This is a genomic window from Kitasatospora sp. NPDC058444, from assembly GCF_042721415.1.
Lineage (GTDB): Bacteria > Actinomycetota > Actinomycetes > Streptomycetales > Streptomycetaceae > Kitasatospora.
This window is the reverse complement of record NZ_JBHXLL010000005.1, coordinates 291,854-307,598: the sequence shown is the minus strand read 5'-3', so window position 1 is coordinate 307,598 and position 15,745 is coordinate 291,854. Positions and strand designations below refer to the sequence as shown.

Here is a 15,745-nt window from a genome sequence, read left to right as displayed (position 1 = left end):
CGTGCCGCGCCGTCCGAGGGCGCCGCACGTGAGCCGACCCCGTTGACCGGGAGTCAGGTCCGTTGACCGTGATCCGGCGCCGATGCTAGAACCGTCCTGCCAGCATGTGCAACCCTCGTTGCACATGTTGCAACCTGTGCGGATGGAGGAAGACGGTGGAGCAGACCTTCGCAAGCAGCGGAACCGGACCGGGCATCGCCCGTGGCGCGGTGGCCGCCCTGGCCGACGAACCGCTCGACTGGAGGTTCAAAGCCGCTCCACCGCAGTCGTGGGGCCGCAGTACGAGGGAGTGGCTCGCCACCGGCCCCACCCTCTCCTCGCTCGGCACCCCGCTGCTCACCCTCGACGGCGCCGCCCTCGACCACAACGTGCGCACCATGGCCGACTGGTGCGCCAAGGCGGGCGTCGCGCTCGCCCCGCACGGCAAGACCACCATGGCGCCCGCCCTCTGGCAGGCGCAGCTCGACGCCGGCAGCCACGGCATCACCCTCGCCAACCTGCCCCAGGTGCGGATCGCCCGGGCCTTCGGCGTGCAGCGGATCCTGCTCGCCAACACCCTGATCGAACCGGCCGGACTGGCCTGGCTCGCCGACGAACTCGCCGCCGACCCGGACTTCGCCTTCCTGTCCTGGGTCGACTCCGTCGAGAGCGTCCGGCTGATGGACGAGGCACTGCGGGCCGCCGGGGCCGAGCGGCCGGTCGAGGTGCTGGTCGAGCTCGGCGGCCCCGGCGGGCGGACCGGAGCCCGCGGCGTGGACGCGGCCGTCGAGGTCGCCGCCGCCGTGCTGCGCGCCCCCACCCTGCGCCTGGCGGGCGTCGGCGGGTACGAGGGCGCGCTCGCGCACGACGCCTCGGCCGAGGGGCTGGCCACCGTCCGCGGCTACCTGCGGGAGCTCGGCGACCTGCACGGCCGGTTGGCGAGCGCCTACCCGGCCGACCGCCGGCCGGTGGTCTCGGCCGGCGGCAGCGCCTACTTCGACCTGGTGGTCGAGGAGCTGGCGGACCTTCCGGAGGCGTTCGTGGTGCTGCGCTCGGGCGCGTACATCGCCCACGACGACGGCTTCTACCGGGGCATCTCCCCGCTCGCCCGGGACGGCGGGCGGACGCCGTTCCGCGGCGCGCTGCACGGCTGGGCCCGGGTGGTCTCCCGGCCCGAGCCGCAGCTCGCGCTGCTGGACGCCGGCAAGCGCGACCTGCCCTTCGACGAGGGCCTGCCCGAGCCGCAGCGGGTGCGCGGTGGAGCCGAGTTGACCGGCACGGCGGCCCGGATCACCGCGCTCAACGACCAGCACGCCTTCCTGCGAGACGCGGGAGACCTCGCGCCGATCGGCGCGGTGCTGCGGCTGGGCGTCTCGCACCCGTGCACGGCCTTCGACAAGTGGACGGCCATCCCGGTGCTGGACTCCGCGGACGCGGCCGAGCCGAAGGTCACCGGCCTGGTCAGGACGTTCTTCTGATGCCCGGGGAGAGAGCGGCCGCCGAGGGGCGGAGCCGCGGCACGGGCGCCACGGTCTTCCGGGGCGCCACCGTGGTGGACGGCACCGGCGCGGAGCGCTACCGCGCCGACGTCCGGATCGCCGGCGGCCTGATCACCGAGATCGGCGAGGGCCTCGACGCCCCCGAGGCGGTGGACGCCGACGGGCTGGTCCTGGCCCCCGGCTTCATCGACATGCACGCCCACTCCGACCTCGCCCTGCTGTGCGAACCCGAGCACCCGGCCAAGGTCACCCAGGGCGTCACCTGCGAGGTCCTCGGCCAGGACGGCCTGTCCTACGCCCCGGTGGACGACCTCACGCTGCCCGCACTGCGTCGCCAACTCGTGGGCTGGAACCGCGATCCGGACGACTTCGACTGGGACTGGCGGGACGTCGCCGGCTACCTGGACCGGATCGACCGCGCCGGTGTCGCCGTCAACGCCTGCTACCTCGTCCCGCACGGAACGCTGCGGATGCTCGCCATGGGCTGGGCCAACCGTCCGCCCACGCCCGGCGAACTCGACCGGATGCGGCAGGTGTTGGCGAAGAGCCTGCTGGACGGCGCGGTCGGCATGTCCAGCGGCCTCAGCTACACCCCCGGGATGTACGCGGACACCGCCGAGCTGATCGAGCTGTGCACCGTCGTCGCGGCCTACGGCGGCTTCCACGCCCCGCACCAACGCTCGTACGGAGCTGGGGCGTTGGAGGGATACGCGGAGATGGTGGAGATCGCCCGGCGGAGCGGCTGCGCACTGCACCTGACCCACGCGACGATGAACTTCGGGCTCAACCGGGGACGGGCCGGCGAGCTGCTGGAGCTCCTCGACCGGGCGCTCGCCGACGGCGTCGACCTCACCCTGGACAGCTATCCCTACCTGCCCGGATCCACCACCCTGGCCGCCCTGCTGCCGAGTTGGGCCACCGAGGGCGGCCCGGCCGCGACGCTGGCGCGACTCGCCGACCCCGCGCAGTGCGCGAAGATCCGCTACGAGGTGGAGGAGAAGGGCAGTGACGGCTGCCACGGTGTGGTCACCGACTGGGCGACGATCCAGATCTCCGGCGTCCGTTCGGCCTCGCTCGCCGGCGCGGTCGGCCGGACCGTCGCCGAACTGGCCGCCGAGGAGGAGCGGACCGGCACCGAGGTGTTCCTGGACCTGCTGCGCCGGGACGAGCTGGCCACCACGATCCTCCAGCACGTCGGGCACGAGGAGAACGTCCGGGCGATCATGCGCCACCGCGTCCACACCGTCGGCAGCGACGGGCTGCTGGTCGGTGCCCGGCCGCACCCGCGGGCCTGGGGCACCTTCCCCCGCTACCTCGGCCACTACAGCCGGGAGTTGGGCGTGCTGACGCTGGAGGAGGCGATCGCCCGGATGACCGGCCGCCCGGCCGCCCGGCTGGGACTGGACCGGCGTGGCCGGATCGCCCCCGGCCACCACGCCGACCTGGTGCTCCTCGACCCCGGGAAGGTCAGGGACGCCGCCACCTTCGAGGACCCCCGGCTGCCCGCCGAGGGCATCGAGTACGTGTACGTCAACGGCACCGCCGTCGTCCGGCAGGGCGGCACCACGGGCGCCCGGCCCGGGCGCGCCCTGCGCCGCACCGATCGAGGAACCCTGGCCATATGACCGAGCTCTCCGCCCCGTCCGATCCTTCCGGCCCGACCGTCCACTCCGCCTCCTCCGCCCTGACCGAGCTCCCCGTGCTGCGCGAACTCTCCGTGCTGGGCGACGAATCGGTGATCGCGGTGGTCCGCGCACCCCGGATCCCGGACGCCGCCGCGCTCTGCGCCGCCCTCGCCGAGGGCGGCATCAACCTCACCGAATTCACCTACACCACACCGGATGTGACGGATCATCTGCTGAAGGCTTCGAAGGCCGGCTGGCGGGTCGGCGTCGGTACGGTGCTGACCGCCGAGCAGGCCCGGCGCGGGGTCGAGGCGGGGGCGGCCTTCCTGGTCACCCCCGGCTGTCGGCCCGAGGTCGCCGACGCGGCGGCCGCCGCCGGGGTGCCGGTGGTGCTCGGGGCGCTCACCCCGACCGAGGTCGCGCACGCGGTGGACCTCGGTGCCGCCGCCGTCAAGATCTTCCCGGCCCGGGCGTTCGGTCCCGGCTATTTCAAGGACCTGCGCGGCCCCTACCCCGACGTGCCGCTGGTGGCCTCCGGCGGGGTGAACGCGGGCAACGCCGCCGAGTTCCTGGCGCACGGCGCGCTCGCGGTCTGCGCGGGGACGGACGTGGTGCCGCCGGATGTGGTCGCGGCGGGCGACTGGGCGGAGATCACCCGGCGGGCCCGGGCGTTCACGGCGGCCTGTGCGGGGGCGGTCTCGTAGGAAGGTCTCGTACGGGCGGGGGCGGCTTCGCGGGGCCGTCGTCGCGGTGGTGCCGGCGTGGGTGCGGGCCTCGTGAAGAAGGCGGCGGCGGGGCGAGGCGGGCTGTCGGGACGGCCGGGATTGGACGAGAATCGGGGGCACCCGGCTCGGCCCCGGCCGAGCCCGTCCCGGCTCAGCCCCGCCCGGCCAGGCCCCGGGCTCCGGATCCCGGCAGGAGGAACCGCCCATGACCTCGACCCGCCCCGGCCCCGACTGGCTCGCCGACGCCGTCCTGTACCAGATCTACCCGCAGAGCTTCGCCGACTCCGACGGCGACGGCATCGGCGACTTCGCCGGCATCGCCGGGCACCTGGACCACCTCGCCTGGCTCGGCGTCGACACCGTCTGGCTCAACCCCTGCTTCGCCTCACCGTTCCGCGACGCCGGGTACGACGTCACCGACTACCTCACCCCCGCCCCGCGCTACGGCAGCACCGATGACCTGGCGGCCCTGGTCGAGGCCGCCCGCCGCAAGGGCATCCGGGTCCTGCTGGACCTGGTGGCCGGGCACACCTCCGACCGCCACCCCTGGTTCCTGGCCTCCGCCGAGGACCCGTCCGACCACCGCTACATCTGGTCCGACCGCCCGGTGGACGGCTTCGTCGCCTCGCCCGGCAGCCGCCCCGGCTGGTACCGGCCGAACTTCTTCGACTGCCAGCCGGCGCTCAACTTCGGTTACGCCCAGAGCAGTTCGGAGGAGCCCTGGCGGCAGGCGGTGGACGCGGACGGCCCACGCGCCAACCGGGCGGCGCTGCGCGAGATCATGGCGCACTGGCTCGGCCTCGGGGTGTCCGGCTTCCGGGTGGACATGGCGTACTCGCTGGTCAAGGACGACCCGGGCAAGGTGGAGACCGCCAAGCTCTGGACCGAGCTGCGCGACTGGCTGGACCGCGACCACCCCGAGGCCGTCCTGCTCGCCGAGTGGGGCGACCCGGCCACCGCCGTCGGGGCCGGCTTCCACGCGGACTTCTTCCTGCACTTCGGCGGGGAGGACCACGGCCTGCCCCTGCGATCGCTCTGGAACAACAACGGCGGGACGGTCGAGGAGTTCTGGCACCAGGAGGCCTGCTACTTCGAGGCCGACGGCCGCGGGACCCCGCAGCCCTTCCTGGACGCCTGGCGCTCCGCGGCCGAACTCACCGAGGGCAACGGGCACATCGTGCTGCCCACCGCCAACCACGACTTCTCCCGCCTGGCCGCCGGCCCGCGCACCGCGGAGCAACTCGCCCCCGCCTTCGCCTTCCTGCTCACCTGGCCCACCCTCCCGGCCGTCTACTACGGCGACGAGATCGGCATGCGTTACCTGCCGGGCCTGCCCGACACCGAGGGCAGCGTGCTCGGCCCGCGGTACAACCGGGCCGGCTCGCGCACCCCGATGCAGTGGACGCCCGGCCCGACCGCCGGCTTCTCCGGCGCCCCGCCGGAGCGGCTGTACCTGCCGGTGGATCCGGACCCGCACCGCCCGGACGTGCTCTCCCAGCGCGCCGACCCGACCTCGCTGCTGCACACCGTGCGGCGGCTGATCGCCCTGCGCCGGGCGCACCCGGGGCTGGGCGCGGCCGGCGGGCTGGAGGTCCGCCACGCCGGCTACCCGCTGGTGTACACCCGGGCCGGGCGGTACCTGGTGGCGGTCAACCCGGGCCGGGAGCCCGCGTCCGTACGGTTGGCGGGCCTGCCGGAGGGCGGCGCCCGGTGGGCGCCGGGCGTTCGGCCGCTGGAGGTGCAGGGCGTGCGGCTGGTGGACGGGGAGCTGCGGGCGGACGGGTTCTCGTACGGGGTGTTCGAGCTGGGCTGACGGCCCGGGCCGACGGCCGCCGCGGTCGGAGCCGGGACCCCGGCCGGTCGGGTCCCGGCTTCCGATCGATGTCGGATAGTTGTAAGCTACATCCATAGATGGTTGCATTTACCACCCGTATTGGTTGCATTTGTCACCTTCTTGCCACTGAGAGACACCACCGGAGGACGGTACGAACGCCATGAGCACACCCCGGAACCCCGCTGCGGCGCCCGCCCTGGGGCACTCGATCAAGCACCTGGTCACCCACCTGATCACCCCGCTGCTGATGTGCCTGGGCATGGCGCTCGCCTACCAGGGCGCCTTCCACCAGCCCGAGCCGCACCACCTCAAGGTGGCCGTGGTCGGCACCACGCCGCAGGCACAGGGACTGGCACAGGCGATCCAGGGCAAGGCTGGGGACGCGCTCGACGTCCGCACCGTGGACGACCGGGCCGCCGCCGAGCAGCAGCTGCGCGACCGGGACCTGGTGGGCGCCTTCGTCCCTGACGCCAAGAGCCCCGAGCTGATCGTCGCCAAGGGCAACTCGGACACCTCGGTGGTGGCCGCCACGGCGGTGTTCACCACCGTCACCGACCAGCAGGGCGTTCCGCTGCACGTGACCGACCTGACCACCCCGGCCAAGGGCGACCCGACCGGACAGGGCCTGTTCTTCCTGTTGGTCGCGCTGAGCATCGGCTCCTACGCCAGCGTCGCGGCGATCGGTGCGGCCGGCGCGGGGCTGAGCATGAGGATCCGGGCACTGGTCGGTGTGGCGGTCTCGCTGGTGGTCAGTGTGATCGGGATCGTGACCGCCGGGCCGGTCTTCCACGTGGTCGACCACGACTACGCGGCGATCTGGGCGCTCGGCTGGCTCTACTCGGCGGGCATCCTGCTGATCGGCATCGGCCTGCACAGCTTCCTGAAGCGGTGGACCACGCTGGCCATGATGGTGCTGTTCGTGATGCTGAACTTCACCTCCTCCGGGGGCATCTACCGGCCCGAACTGCAGAACGGCTTCTTCGGCGGCCTGCACGGATTCTGGACGGGCGCGGGCTTCCTGGAGGGCGCGCGCAGCATCCTGTACTTCGACGGCGGCGCGGGTGTCGGCGGGCACGTCGTGACCCTGCTGGTCTGGCTGCTGCTCGGCGGCGTCGTGCTGGTGGCCGCGGCGATGTACGAGGGCCGTGGACGCCGTCTGCCGGAGCCCCGGCAGGACGCGGAGGAGGAGATGGAGGAGACGGTCGCGGTCTGACCGCGCCGTTCGAGCGTGCCCCGTTCGAATGTGCCCCTCTGCGCACACTCCTCGGAAGGACTTCACCCGGTGCCACGGGCATCGGCAACGGGTGGGGAACAACGGCCCGCGCCCGGCCCTGGACAGGCCGGACGCGAGCCCCGGCATGTGCGGGGGTCGAGGAGGGTGGTGAAGTCGATCAGGTCGAGCGGGTCGGACACGGAGGTGCCGGTGCCGGTGCCGGTGCCGGTGCCGTCTCTGGTGTCGTGCGGGGTGCTCATGGGCGGTCTTCGAAGTCCTCGTCGTGCGGGGGCTCTTCGTGTGGTGCTTCGTCGTACGGGGTGGCCAGCCAGGCGGTCAGTTCGGCGGTGTGCTCGCCGAGCCGGGGCGGGGGCAGCTGGTAGCGGGGCGGGGTGCGGGAGAGGCCGATCGGGTTGGCGACCAGGTCCAGCGGGCGGCCGTCCGGGCCGGGCAGCGGCGCCCGGGGTCGCAGGCCGAGCGAGTCGGCGAGGTCGAAGGCCTCGGCCAGGTCGTTGACCGGTCCGCAGGGCACGCCGAGCGGGGTGAGCACCGCGAACCACTCGGCGGCGGTGCGGAGTTCGAGCCGGGCGGAGAGCTCGCGGGCCAGCTCGGCCACATGCGCGACCCGGTCGGAGTTGGTGGCGAAACGCGGGTCGCCGGCCAGCTCGGGGGCGTCCACACCCCGGCAGAGCGCGGCGAACTGCCGCTCGTTGCCGACCGCGACGACCAGCGGGCGGTCGGCGGCGGCGAACACCTCGTACGGGGCGATGGACGGGTGACGGTTGCCGAGGATGCCCGGCACCGCGCCGGCCAGGGTGTAGCCGGCGGACTGGTTGACCAGGCCGGAGAGCAGCGTGGAGAGCAGGTTCAGCTCCACCAGCTGGCCCCGGCCGGTGGTCTCGCGTTCGCGCAGCGCGGCCAGCACGCCGACCGCCGCGTGCAGTCCGGTCAGCACGTCCACGAGGGCGACGCCGGTCTTCACCGGTTCGCCGGGGGCCGGGCCGGTCACCGACATCAGACCGCCGACGGCCTGCACCAGCAGGTCGTAGCCGGGCAGTTCGGCACCCTTGCCGGGGCCGAAGCCGGTGATGGAGCAGTAGACGAGCCGCGGGTTGAGGGCCTGGGCGCGGTCCGGGCCGAGGCCGTGGCGGGCCATCGTGCCGGGACGGAAGTTCTCCACCAGCACGTCGGCGCGGCGGACGAGTTCGACCGCGCGGGCGTGGTCGACGGGGTCGCGCAGGTCGAGGGTGAGGGAGCGCTTGTTGCGGTTGACGGAGAGGAAGTAGGTGGCCTCGCCCTGGGCGTGCGGCGGTCCCCAGGCGCGGGTGTCGTCGCCGCTGCCGGGCTGCTCGACCTTGATCACGTCGGCGCCGAGGTCGGCCAGCAGCATGGTCAGGTACGGCGCGGCGAGGACCCGGCCGAAGTCGGCGACCAGGACGCCGTCCAGCGGGAGTCCGGTCATGCCCGCACTCCGGCCGGTTCGGTCGCGGCCGCGGCGTCGCCGGAGGGGGCGTCGCCGCGCAGGTGCGGGCGGGCCAGCAGGAGGTAGAGCCCGCCGACCGCGAGCACGACCACGGCCGAGAGCAGCACCAGGTAGTTGTCGTACCAGGCGGCGTCCGGGGTACGGCCCCAGCAGATGTTGACGATCGCCGCGACGCCGTAGACCAGCGCGCCGATGTTCACCACCAGGCCCCAGCGGCCGAGCCGGAAGTCCCCGCTCGGGCGCCAGCCGCGCAGCCGGGCCCGCAGGGCGGCCAGTACCACCATCTGGAAGGCCAGGTAGATGCCGATGCTGGAGAAGGAGATGATCTTCGTGAGGGCGCCCTCGGAGAGCGCCGAGGCGGCCACGATGATCACACCGGGCAGCGCCGCGGCGAGCAGCAGCGCGTACGGCGGCACCCGCAGCCGGTCCGAGACGGTGGCCAGCAGCCGGCTGCCCACGATCATCCGGTCCCGGGCGAAGGAGTAGGCGAGCCGGCTCGCCGCCGCCTGGAGGCTCAGCACGCAGGACAGGAAGGAGATCAGCACCACGCCGATCACCACCCGGGCGCCGGCCGCGCCGAAGGCGTCGTGCAGCACCTTGGCCACCGGGTCCTTGTCGTCGCCGGAGACCACCGCGCCGATGTCCTGGATCGACATCACCAGCGCCAGGCTGACCCCGATCGCCGCCGCGCCGCCGACGTAGATGGTGCGCCGCATCGACTTGGGGATCTGTCGACCCGGGTCGGGCACCTCCTCGGCGACGTCGCCGCAGGCCTCGAAGCCGAAGAACAGGAAGACCGCGATCAGCCCGGCGGCCAGGAAGGCGTCCGTGTAGTCGCCGTCGCCGCCCGCGCCGAAGCGGTCGAAGACCACGCCGAGGCCGTGGTAGCGGTGCGTCAGCAGCAGCCAGGCGCCCACCGCCAGGGCGCCGAGCAGCTCGGCGGCGAAGCCGAACACGGCCGCCGCCGACAGCACCCGGGTTCCGCCGAGGTTGATCACGGTGGCGAGCGCCAGCAGGCCGAGCGCGCACCAGACGGTCGTCGCGGTGCTCGGCTCGACGCCCAGCAGGGCGGCCACGTACGGGCCGGCGCCGTAGGAGACCGCCGCGATGGTGGACATCAGCGCCAGCAGGTAGACCCAGCCGGTCAGCCAGCCCCAGGTGCGGCCCCAGAGCCGGCGCGCCCACGGGTAGACCCCGCCGGCCACCGGGAACTGGGCGACCACCTCGCTGAACACCAGGGCCACCAGCAGCTGGCCGAGGCCCGCGATGAGGAAGCTCCAGACCATCGGCGGCCCGGCGGTCTGGAGCGAGGAGGCGAAGAGTGTGTACACGCCGACGACGGGGGAGAGATAGGTGAAGCCGAGCGAGAAGTTCGCCCAGAGGCTCATGTCGCGCTTGAACTCGGAGGTGTAGCCGAGGGCGGCCAGCCGTTCGGCGTCCGGGTCCGGGGAGTGGACGGTGGCACGTGCACTGGCATCGGTCATGACCTGCTCCTGGGAACGTGTCGTGATGCGTGGGGAGCGCTGCGAGGGTGCTGCTGGGCGCTGCGGGGCGCTGTTCGGGCCGAGGCTGCGGGAAAACATACGAGATCGGGTTTCTAGCGGCAAGAGTGCGCGCCAGAGCGGAGGTACCCTGCGGGAAACATCCGGCCGGACGGTGATCCGGTCGTGATCCGGACGGTGATCCGGCGACGATCCGGTGCGATCCGGTACGACCCGGCGACGGCCCGGCGACGGCCCGGCGACGACCCGGCGACGGCGACCGAGAAGGGGAGCGGCATGACGGCCATCGGCAGTGCGGCCCCGCTGCTCAGCGCCGTCCTCGCGCCGCTGGCCGACCTCGGGCGCGCCGACGCGGTGGCCCGCCGGATCACCGAGGCGATCGCCCTCGGACTGGTCGTCGACGGGGACCAACTGCCCAGCGAGAACGACTTGGCCGACCAACTCGGCGTCGCCAACGGCACCGTGCGCGAGGCCCTCGCCCTGCTCCGCGAGGCCGGACTGATCGAGACCCGGCGCGGCCGCAACGGCGGCAGCTTCGTCCGCACCCCCGCCGAGGGCTGCGAACACCTCCAGCTCGCCCGGCTGCGCGACCTCGCCACCGTCGACCTGCGCGACCTCGGCGACGAGGAACTGGCCGTCTTCGGCACCGCCGCCCGGCTCGCCGCCGAGCGCGCCCCGGCCGACCTCGGCCCCCGGCTCATCCGGCTGGTGCACGACCTGCGCGATGCCGCCGGGCCCGCCGAACAGCGCCGCGCCGACGCCCGCTTCCACATCGAACTCGCCGTCGCCGCCCAGTCGGCGCGGCTCACCCAGCTCGCCGTCCGGCTCCAGGCCGAACTCGGCCCGCTGCTCTGGCTGCCCGCCCCGTACGGGCCGGACCAGGAGCGCTTCGCCGAGCAGCACCGGGAGATCCTGGTCGCCGTGCTGGCCGGCGACGCGGCCTGCGCCCGGGCCGCCGCCGAAGCGCACGCGGTGGCCTGCGTGCACCATCTGGTCCGGCGGCACCTGGAGTTGGCGGACGACGGCTGAACCGGTGGCCGTGCCGCCGTTCCCGGATCCCTCCCTCGCCGCCGGAGCCGTTGGTGATGGCGGTGGCGGTGGCGGTGGCGGACCGGGCCGGGGTGCGCGGCTGAGGGCGGCGGGAGAGTGGCATGACCTTCAGGTGTGAAGGTATTAAGCGTTCCGCTTCCCGCGGCCGGGCGGCGTGCTGAAGCAGCAGTCCCCGCAGAGCCCGGCGCCCGGACCGACCCGGTAGTAGAGGCAGCAGCTGTTCCGCCGGAACGCCGTTCCGCGCGGACCGGTGCGCAGGGTGCCCGATCCGGCCAGCGGCGGACGGTCCAGCAGCTCCGCGGCCAAGGCCTGTGCGGCGTCCGGCACATGGGCGTCCAGCACCCGCAGCGTCCCGGCCAGCGCGGAGGCGGCATTGCCGAGCAGCAGGCGACGGGACAGCGGGGCGACGGCCCGGACGGCCTCCGCCAGTGGCGCCAACTGGCCCAGCAGGACAGCCTCGTGGAGCTGGTCAGCCAGCGTTCCGGCGGCCGGCCGGGCGGGCTCGGGCGGTGTCCAGAGGTCGAGCGGGCCCTGGTCCGGGATCCGTACCCAGGCGTGCTCCAGGGTCGGGACCGTCCCCAGCAGGACGGCCGAGCCCAGCCCCACCGACCAGAAACGGGCGGCCAGCCCCAGGTGCAGGATCGAGGCGGCGACCCGGGGCTCGCCGGTGCCGAGCCGCTGCGCCACCACCCGCATCCGCGCCGCCAGCGGCGCGTCCGGTCCGGTGCCGTACAGCTCGGCCAGCGGCCGGAAGCCCTCGGGTGGCCGCCCGGCCGACGAGGTGTCCAGCGCGAAGTACGGCCCGACGGCGGCGAGCCGGGAGGAATCGGGCGGCTGCCGGTCGGGCGCGGGGGTCAACGGCCCTCCCCTGTGCGGTCGTTGAACCCCGCGCCCGCCGGTGGCGGGGTGGTCGGACGGTCGAGGGACAACGGGGCCTCCAGGTCTGCGGGCGCTCGGACAGCGGTGCGCAGCTCCGGTCGGATCCGAACGGCCCTGGTGGGTCCGGTCGGCCGGGTGTCAGCTGCGCACGGAGAAGTCACCACTGGTCGTGCGGATGAACGGTACCGTGCCCTGGCAGTCCGACACCGGCTGGCCGAACGCGCCCCAGACCCAGCCCATCCGGTCCCCGTGCCGCCCGTTGTCCTCCATCGAGAGGGCGACCTTCTGGCCGACCAGTTCCAGGCCCGGGAACCACGGCGCGTCGCTCCTGGTGACCACCCCGGTGGCGATCGCCTCCCGGCCGCCGACGGCCAGGCAGGTGATGTCGCCCTCGAAGTCGGCGACCAGCCGGCCGTCGGTGTGCACGTGACGGACGTGGAAGTGGCCCGTGGTGGTGCGCGGATCGGTGTTGGTGGCGGCGCGGGCGTCCACCGAGATCCGCACCGGGTCGCCCTCGAAGCCATGGAAGGAGGAGGTGAGGATGGTGTCGCCGGTGCCGCGCACGGCGACCGGCCCGAAGTCGCCCGCTGCGGCGGCCTGTTCCGGGGTGGTGACCGATGCCGTGGCGACCGACCCGGTGCTGACGGGCGCGGTGGCCGACTCGGCTGGGGCCGGTTCCGCGACGGCGGCCGGCGCGGCCGTGGCGGCGGTCGCGGTGAGCAGGAGGAGTGAGACTGCGGCGGTGGCGAGGCGGCGGTTCATGGCGGTTCGGGTCTCCTTCGACGCGGGTGTTCCGACACCACCGATCATGCTCCCGCCCGGTCGCGCGGACCTCCCGCTGTGGAGGGGAGTTGACGGGTAGACCCGTCCCACCTGAGGAGGACTCCGCCTCCCCCGGGGGAGCTGCCCGTAGGCTCGGCCGGGTGCGCACCGACTCTGCTCTCGCTCACCCCGGTCCCGCGCGGCCGCGGCCGGCCCGGATCCGTCGGCCGCTCGCCGCCGTCTCCGCGCTCGCCCTGCTGGCGCCCGTCCTGCTGGCGCAGCCGGATGCCCGGGGAGCGGCCGTGCTGCTCGCCCTGACGGCGGTGCTCGTCGCGGTGGTGGCGCTGCTGCCCTGGCCCGCCGCCGGGCGGATCACGCTCGGTGCGGCCACCGGGGCGGTGGCCGGGGTCTCGCTGCTGGTCGACGTGGTCTACCCGGGGCCGTACCGGCTGCCCGCGTTCTGGCTGCCGTTCGAGTGGCTCGCCCTGCTCGGGTTGCTGTTCCGGGCCGTCCGCCGGCTGCCCGACCGCTGGGCCGGTCCGGTCGGCGGGCTGGTCGGGCTGGCGGCGGTGCTGCTGCCGCTGCGGTTCACCCTGCGGACGCCGCAGGGCGGCGCGGCCGGGCCGGTGGTCGGGGTGCTGCTCTCGCTGCTGCCGCTGCTCGGTGTCGCGGGGGCGGCCCTGTACCTGCGGGTCCTGGACGCCCGCCGGGAGCGGGCGGTGGCCCGGGCCCGGCGCGAACAGCGGTTGGAGGTGGCCCGGGGCCTGCACGACTTCGTCGCCCACGAGGTCACCGGCATCGTGCTGGAGGCCCAGGCCGGTCAACTCCCGGGCCAGGAGCCGGAGGAGACGGCCGCACTGCTGCGCCGCCTGGAGGAGGCCGGGCTGCGGGCACTGGACTCGATGGACGAGATGGTCGGTGCCCTGCGCGAGCCGAGCGGCCAGGGAGGCAGCGGCGACCGCTCCTCCCGGTCCGGCAGCTCCGGCAGCTCTGACGGATCCGGTGGCTCCGGCGGCTCCGGCCCGTCGGACCGGGAGGGGCAGGCGGGCGGAGCGACCACGCGTCGGCTGGGTCTGGCGGACCTCCCCGAGCTGGTCGCCCGCTTCGGCTCCACCGGCGCCCTGCGCGCCACCGCCGAGCTGGCGCCCGGCACCGCGGGCCGGCTCTCCGCCGAGGCCGAGGCGACCGCGTACGCCGTGGTCCTGGAGGCGCTCACCAACATTCGCCGGCACGCCCCGCAGGCCACCGAGGTCACCGTCCGGGTGGCCCCCGGCGAGGGCGGCGCCGTCGAGCTGACCGTCACCGACGACGGCGGCCCCGCCCGCAAGCCGCTGCTGCGCCGCCGGCCCGGGGCCGGCGGCACCGGCCTGGCCGGGCTCACCGCCCGCGCCGCCGCCCACGGGGGCTCGCTGGCGGCAGGCCCGGGCACCCCCACGGGCTGGCGGGTCGGCTGCTCCCTGCCGGGGCGCTGAGACGAGCGCGCCCGGGGGCGGCCGCTCGGTTCCGCCCCCGGGTGCGCGCGGAGGCTCAGTGGCCCCGTCCGCCGCCGCGGCTGCCGCGCGGGCGGGTGAGGGTGAAGCGGTCGACCGGGACGAGGTCCCCGTACGGGCCGCTGACGGAGTAGTAGGTGACGCCGATGGTGGTCTGCCCGTCGCGGCCGCCCGGGTCGACGTCGAAGGAGGCGAAGCCGTACGGGTTGTCGGCGTCCCGGAAGGCGGACCAGGGGGCGTCCTCGATCACGTACACCGGCGGGCGCTTGCCGGTGGCCGGGTCGACGGCGCCGACGCCGGTGATCACCCGGGCCTTGGCGGGGTCGAAGAACAGCTGGTTGGACGGGACGGAGGTGCCGCCGCCGCCGATGACCATGTGGACGGTGCCCTTGGTGGTGTCGATGGTCCCGGTGCCGGTGGAGACCGGGATCGGCGTGCGGGTGTCGGTCGGCTGCTGGCCGCGGATCGGGTGCGATCGCTCGTAGTGGTGCTCGTGGCCGCAGACCACCAGGTCCACGCCGTACCTGTCGAACAACGGCACCCAGGCCTCGCGGACGCCGAGGTCGGCGCCGTTGAACCTGTCGGCGGTGGAGATCACCACCTGGTGCATGCAGACCACGATCCAGTCGATCCCCGGGTCCGCGTTGGCCGCGATCAACTCCCGCTCCAGCCAGCGCTGCTGGGCGCCGCCGGAGTAGCCGTGGACGTAGCTGTTGCCGCCGTCCTGGTAGGCCACGTCGTCGTTGTTGAGGCTGATCACGCGCACCGAGCCGGCCGTGAACGAGTACCACAGGCCGTGCGTCTCCGCGTCGGAGCGGGCGTCCGGCAGTTCGAAGTACGCCTGGTAGGCGCCGTAGCCGATCGGGCCGTTGCCCTTCTCGTTCTCGTGGTTGCCGGCCGCGGGCATCCAGGGGCGGTGGCGGGCCGAGCGGCTGTTGTTCTCGAACCAGTCGGACCAGGTGCGGACCCGGTCGGTGGCGATGTTGGCGTAGCAGAGGTCGCCGTTGAGCAGGTGGAACAGCGGGGCGATCCGTTCGACTCCGGCGGTGGTGTCGCCGGCGGCGGGGCTGCCGAGGTTGTCGTTCACGTAGCCCCCGGCGGTCTTCCGGCCGAGGGTGGGGGTGCCCTGGTCGCCGAAGCTGGTGAAGGTGAAGGCGGAGCGGCCGCGTGGGGCGGTGCGGACGGTGCCGAGTTCGGGGGTGGTGCCGTCGTGGACGGCGGCGTAGACGTAGTCCGTGTCGGCGTGCAGGCCGGTCAGCCGGGCGTGGTGCACCTGGACCTCGGTGCCGGAGGCGGCGTCCCGGTAGGTGCGGGTCGCGGCCTGGACCGTCCGGCCGAAGCCGTTGTTCGAAGTCCCGTACACCACACGCGGGTTGCCGACGGACCTGGTGGTGTGCCAGGAGACCACCACCTCGCGCGAGGCGTCCGAGCCGAACTGGAGGTGCAGGCCCGCCACGCGGGGCGCGCCGGAGCGGTCCGGCCGCTGCCAGAGCACCGGGGAGGCGGCGACGGGGGTGGCCGGGACGCCGGAGAGGGAGACGGCACCGCCGAGGCCGACGCCGGTCGCACCGGCCAGGAGCCCGCGCCTGCTGACGGAGGGACGTCCACTGGAATCAGTCATGGCGGCCAGCCCACCGGACGAAGGTGAACCGGGCCGGTTCCGCCGCGTGAACTTTCCCGTCCGTCACCCGTGCGCCACACTGC

The 15,745-nt window shown here is 74.3% G+C and carries 12 protein-coding genes; 7 read left to right on the top strand and 5 right to left on the bottom strand.

What is annotated here, in order from left to right:
- The first annotated feature begins 155 nt into the window (after positions 1-155).
- The 5 genes from ACFWP2_RS08885 to ACFWP2_RS08865 all read left to right on the top strand — a co-directional run bounded on the left by ACFWP2_RS08885 (position 156) and on the right by ACFWP2_RS08865 (position 6,875).
- The gene (locus tag ACFWP2_RS08885) at positions 156-1,457 is read left to right on the top strand and encodes an amino acid deaminase (RefSeq protein WP_380449564.1); all 1,302 of its coding nucleotides are present in this window, start codon (positions 156-158) and stop codon (positions 1,455-1,457) included.
- Complete coding sequence (locus tag ACFWP2_RS08880) at positions 1,457-3,103, top strand: amidohydrolase family protein (protein ID WP_380449563.1); 1,647 nt, start codon at positions 1,457-1,459, stop codon at positions 3,101-3,103. The genes ACFWP2_RS08885 and ACFWP2_RS08880 overlap by 1 nt, the downstream gene beginning before the upstream one ends.
- A complete protein-coding gene (locus ACFWP2_RS08875; RefSeq protein WP_380449562.1) occupies positions 3,100-3,807 on the top strand; it encodes a bifunctional 4-hydroxy-2-oxoglutarate aldolase/2-dehydro-3-deoxy-phosphogluconate aldolase in 708 nt (235 codons plus the stop codon). The genes ACFWP2_RS08880 and ACFWP2_RS08875 overlap by 4 nt, the downstream gene beginning before the upstream one ends.
- Positions 3,808-4,033: 226 nt before the next feature.
- Positions 4,034-5,641 carry an alpha-amylase family glycosyl hydrolase gene (locus tag ACFWP2_RS08870; protein WP_380449561.1) on the top strand — a complete coding sequence of 536 codons (1,608 nt, stop codon included), beginning with the start codon at positions 4,034-4,036 and terminating at the stop codon, positions 5,639-5,641.
- A 181-nt stretch (positions 5,642-5,822) separates the two neighbouring features.
- Positions 5,823-6,875, top strand: a complete 1,053-nt coding sequence (locus tag ACFWP2_RS08865) for a hypothetical protein (RefSeq protein ID WP_380449560.1) — start codon at positions 5,823-5,825, stop codon at positions 6,873-6,875.
- 256 nt (positions 6,876-7,131) lie between these two features.
- Here the strand turns inward: ACFWP2_RS08865 and ACFWP2_RS08860 are convergent, their stop codons facing one another.
- Both ACFWP2_RS08860 and ACFWP2_RS08855 read right to left on the bottom strand, forming a co-directional pair.
- Positions 7,132-8,337 carry a CaiB/BaiF CoA transferase family protein gene (locus ACFWP2_RS08860; RefSeq protein WP_380449559.1) on the bottom strand — a complete coding sequence of 402 codons (1,206 nt, stop codon included), beginning with the start codon at positions 8,335-8,337 and terminating at the stop codon, positions 7,132-7,134.
- Positions 8,334-9,842, bottom strand: a complete 1,509-nt coding sequence (locus ACFWP2_RS08855) for an APC family permease (RefSeq protein ID WP_380449558.1) — start codon at positions 9,840-9,842, stop codon at positions 8,334-8,336. The genes ACFWP2_RS08860 and ACFWP2_RS08855 overlap by 4 nt, the downstream gene beginning before the upstream one ends.
- 294 nt (positions 9,843-10,136) lie before the next feature.
- On the opposite strand from ACFWP2_RS08855, the gene ACFWP2_RS08850 reads away from it, so the two are divergent.
- On the top strand, positions 10,137-10,889 hold the full coding sequence (locus ACFWP2_RS08850) for a FadR/GntR family transcriptional regulator (protein WP_380449557.1): 753 nt from the start codon (positions 10,137-10,139) through the stop codon (positions 10,887-10,889).
- Positions 10,890-11,033: 144 nt separating this feature from the next.
- On the opposite strand, the gene ACFWP2_RS08845 is transcribed toward ACFWP2_RS08850, so the two are convergent.
- Both ACFWP2_RS08845 and ACFWP2_RS08840 read right to left on the bottom strand, forming a co-directional pair.
- Positions 11,034-11,768, bottom strand: coding sequence for a (2Fe-2S)-binding protein (locus tag ACFWP2_RS08845; protein WP_380449556.1), 735 nt, complete (start codon positions 11,766-11,768; stop codon positions 11,034-11,036).
- 159 nt (positions 11,769-11,927) lie between these two features.
- A complete protein-coding gene (locus tag ACFWP2_RS08840; protein ID WP_380449555.1) occupies positions 11,928-12,551 on the bottom strand; it encodes a hypothetical protein in 624 nt (207 codons plus the stop codon).
- A 161-nt stretch (positions 12,552-12,712) separates the two neighbouring features.
- Between ACFWP2_RS08840 and ACFWP2_RS08835 the strand changes: the two genes are divergently transcribed.
- Positions 12,713-14,023, top strand: a complete 1,311-nt coding sequence (locus ACFWP2_RS08835; RefSeq protein ID WP_380449554.1) for a sensor histidine kinase — start codon at positions 12,713-12,715, stop codon at positions 14,021-14,023.
- 55 nt (positions 14,024-14,078) lie between these two features.
- Here the strand turns inward: ACFWP2_RS08835 and ACFWP2_RS08830 are convergent, their stop codons facing one another.
- Positions 14,079-15,662 (bottom strand): purple acid phosphatase family protein, encoded by a 1,584-nt coding sequence (locus ACFWP2_RS08830; protein WP_380449553.1) that lies wholly within the window; start codon positions 15,660-15,662, stop codon positions 14,079-14,081.
- Positions 15,663-15,745: the final 83 nt, after the last annotated feature.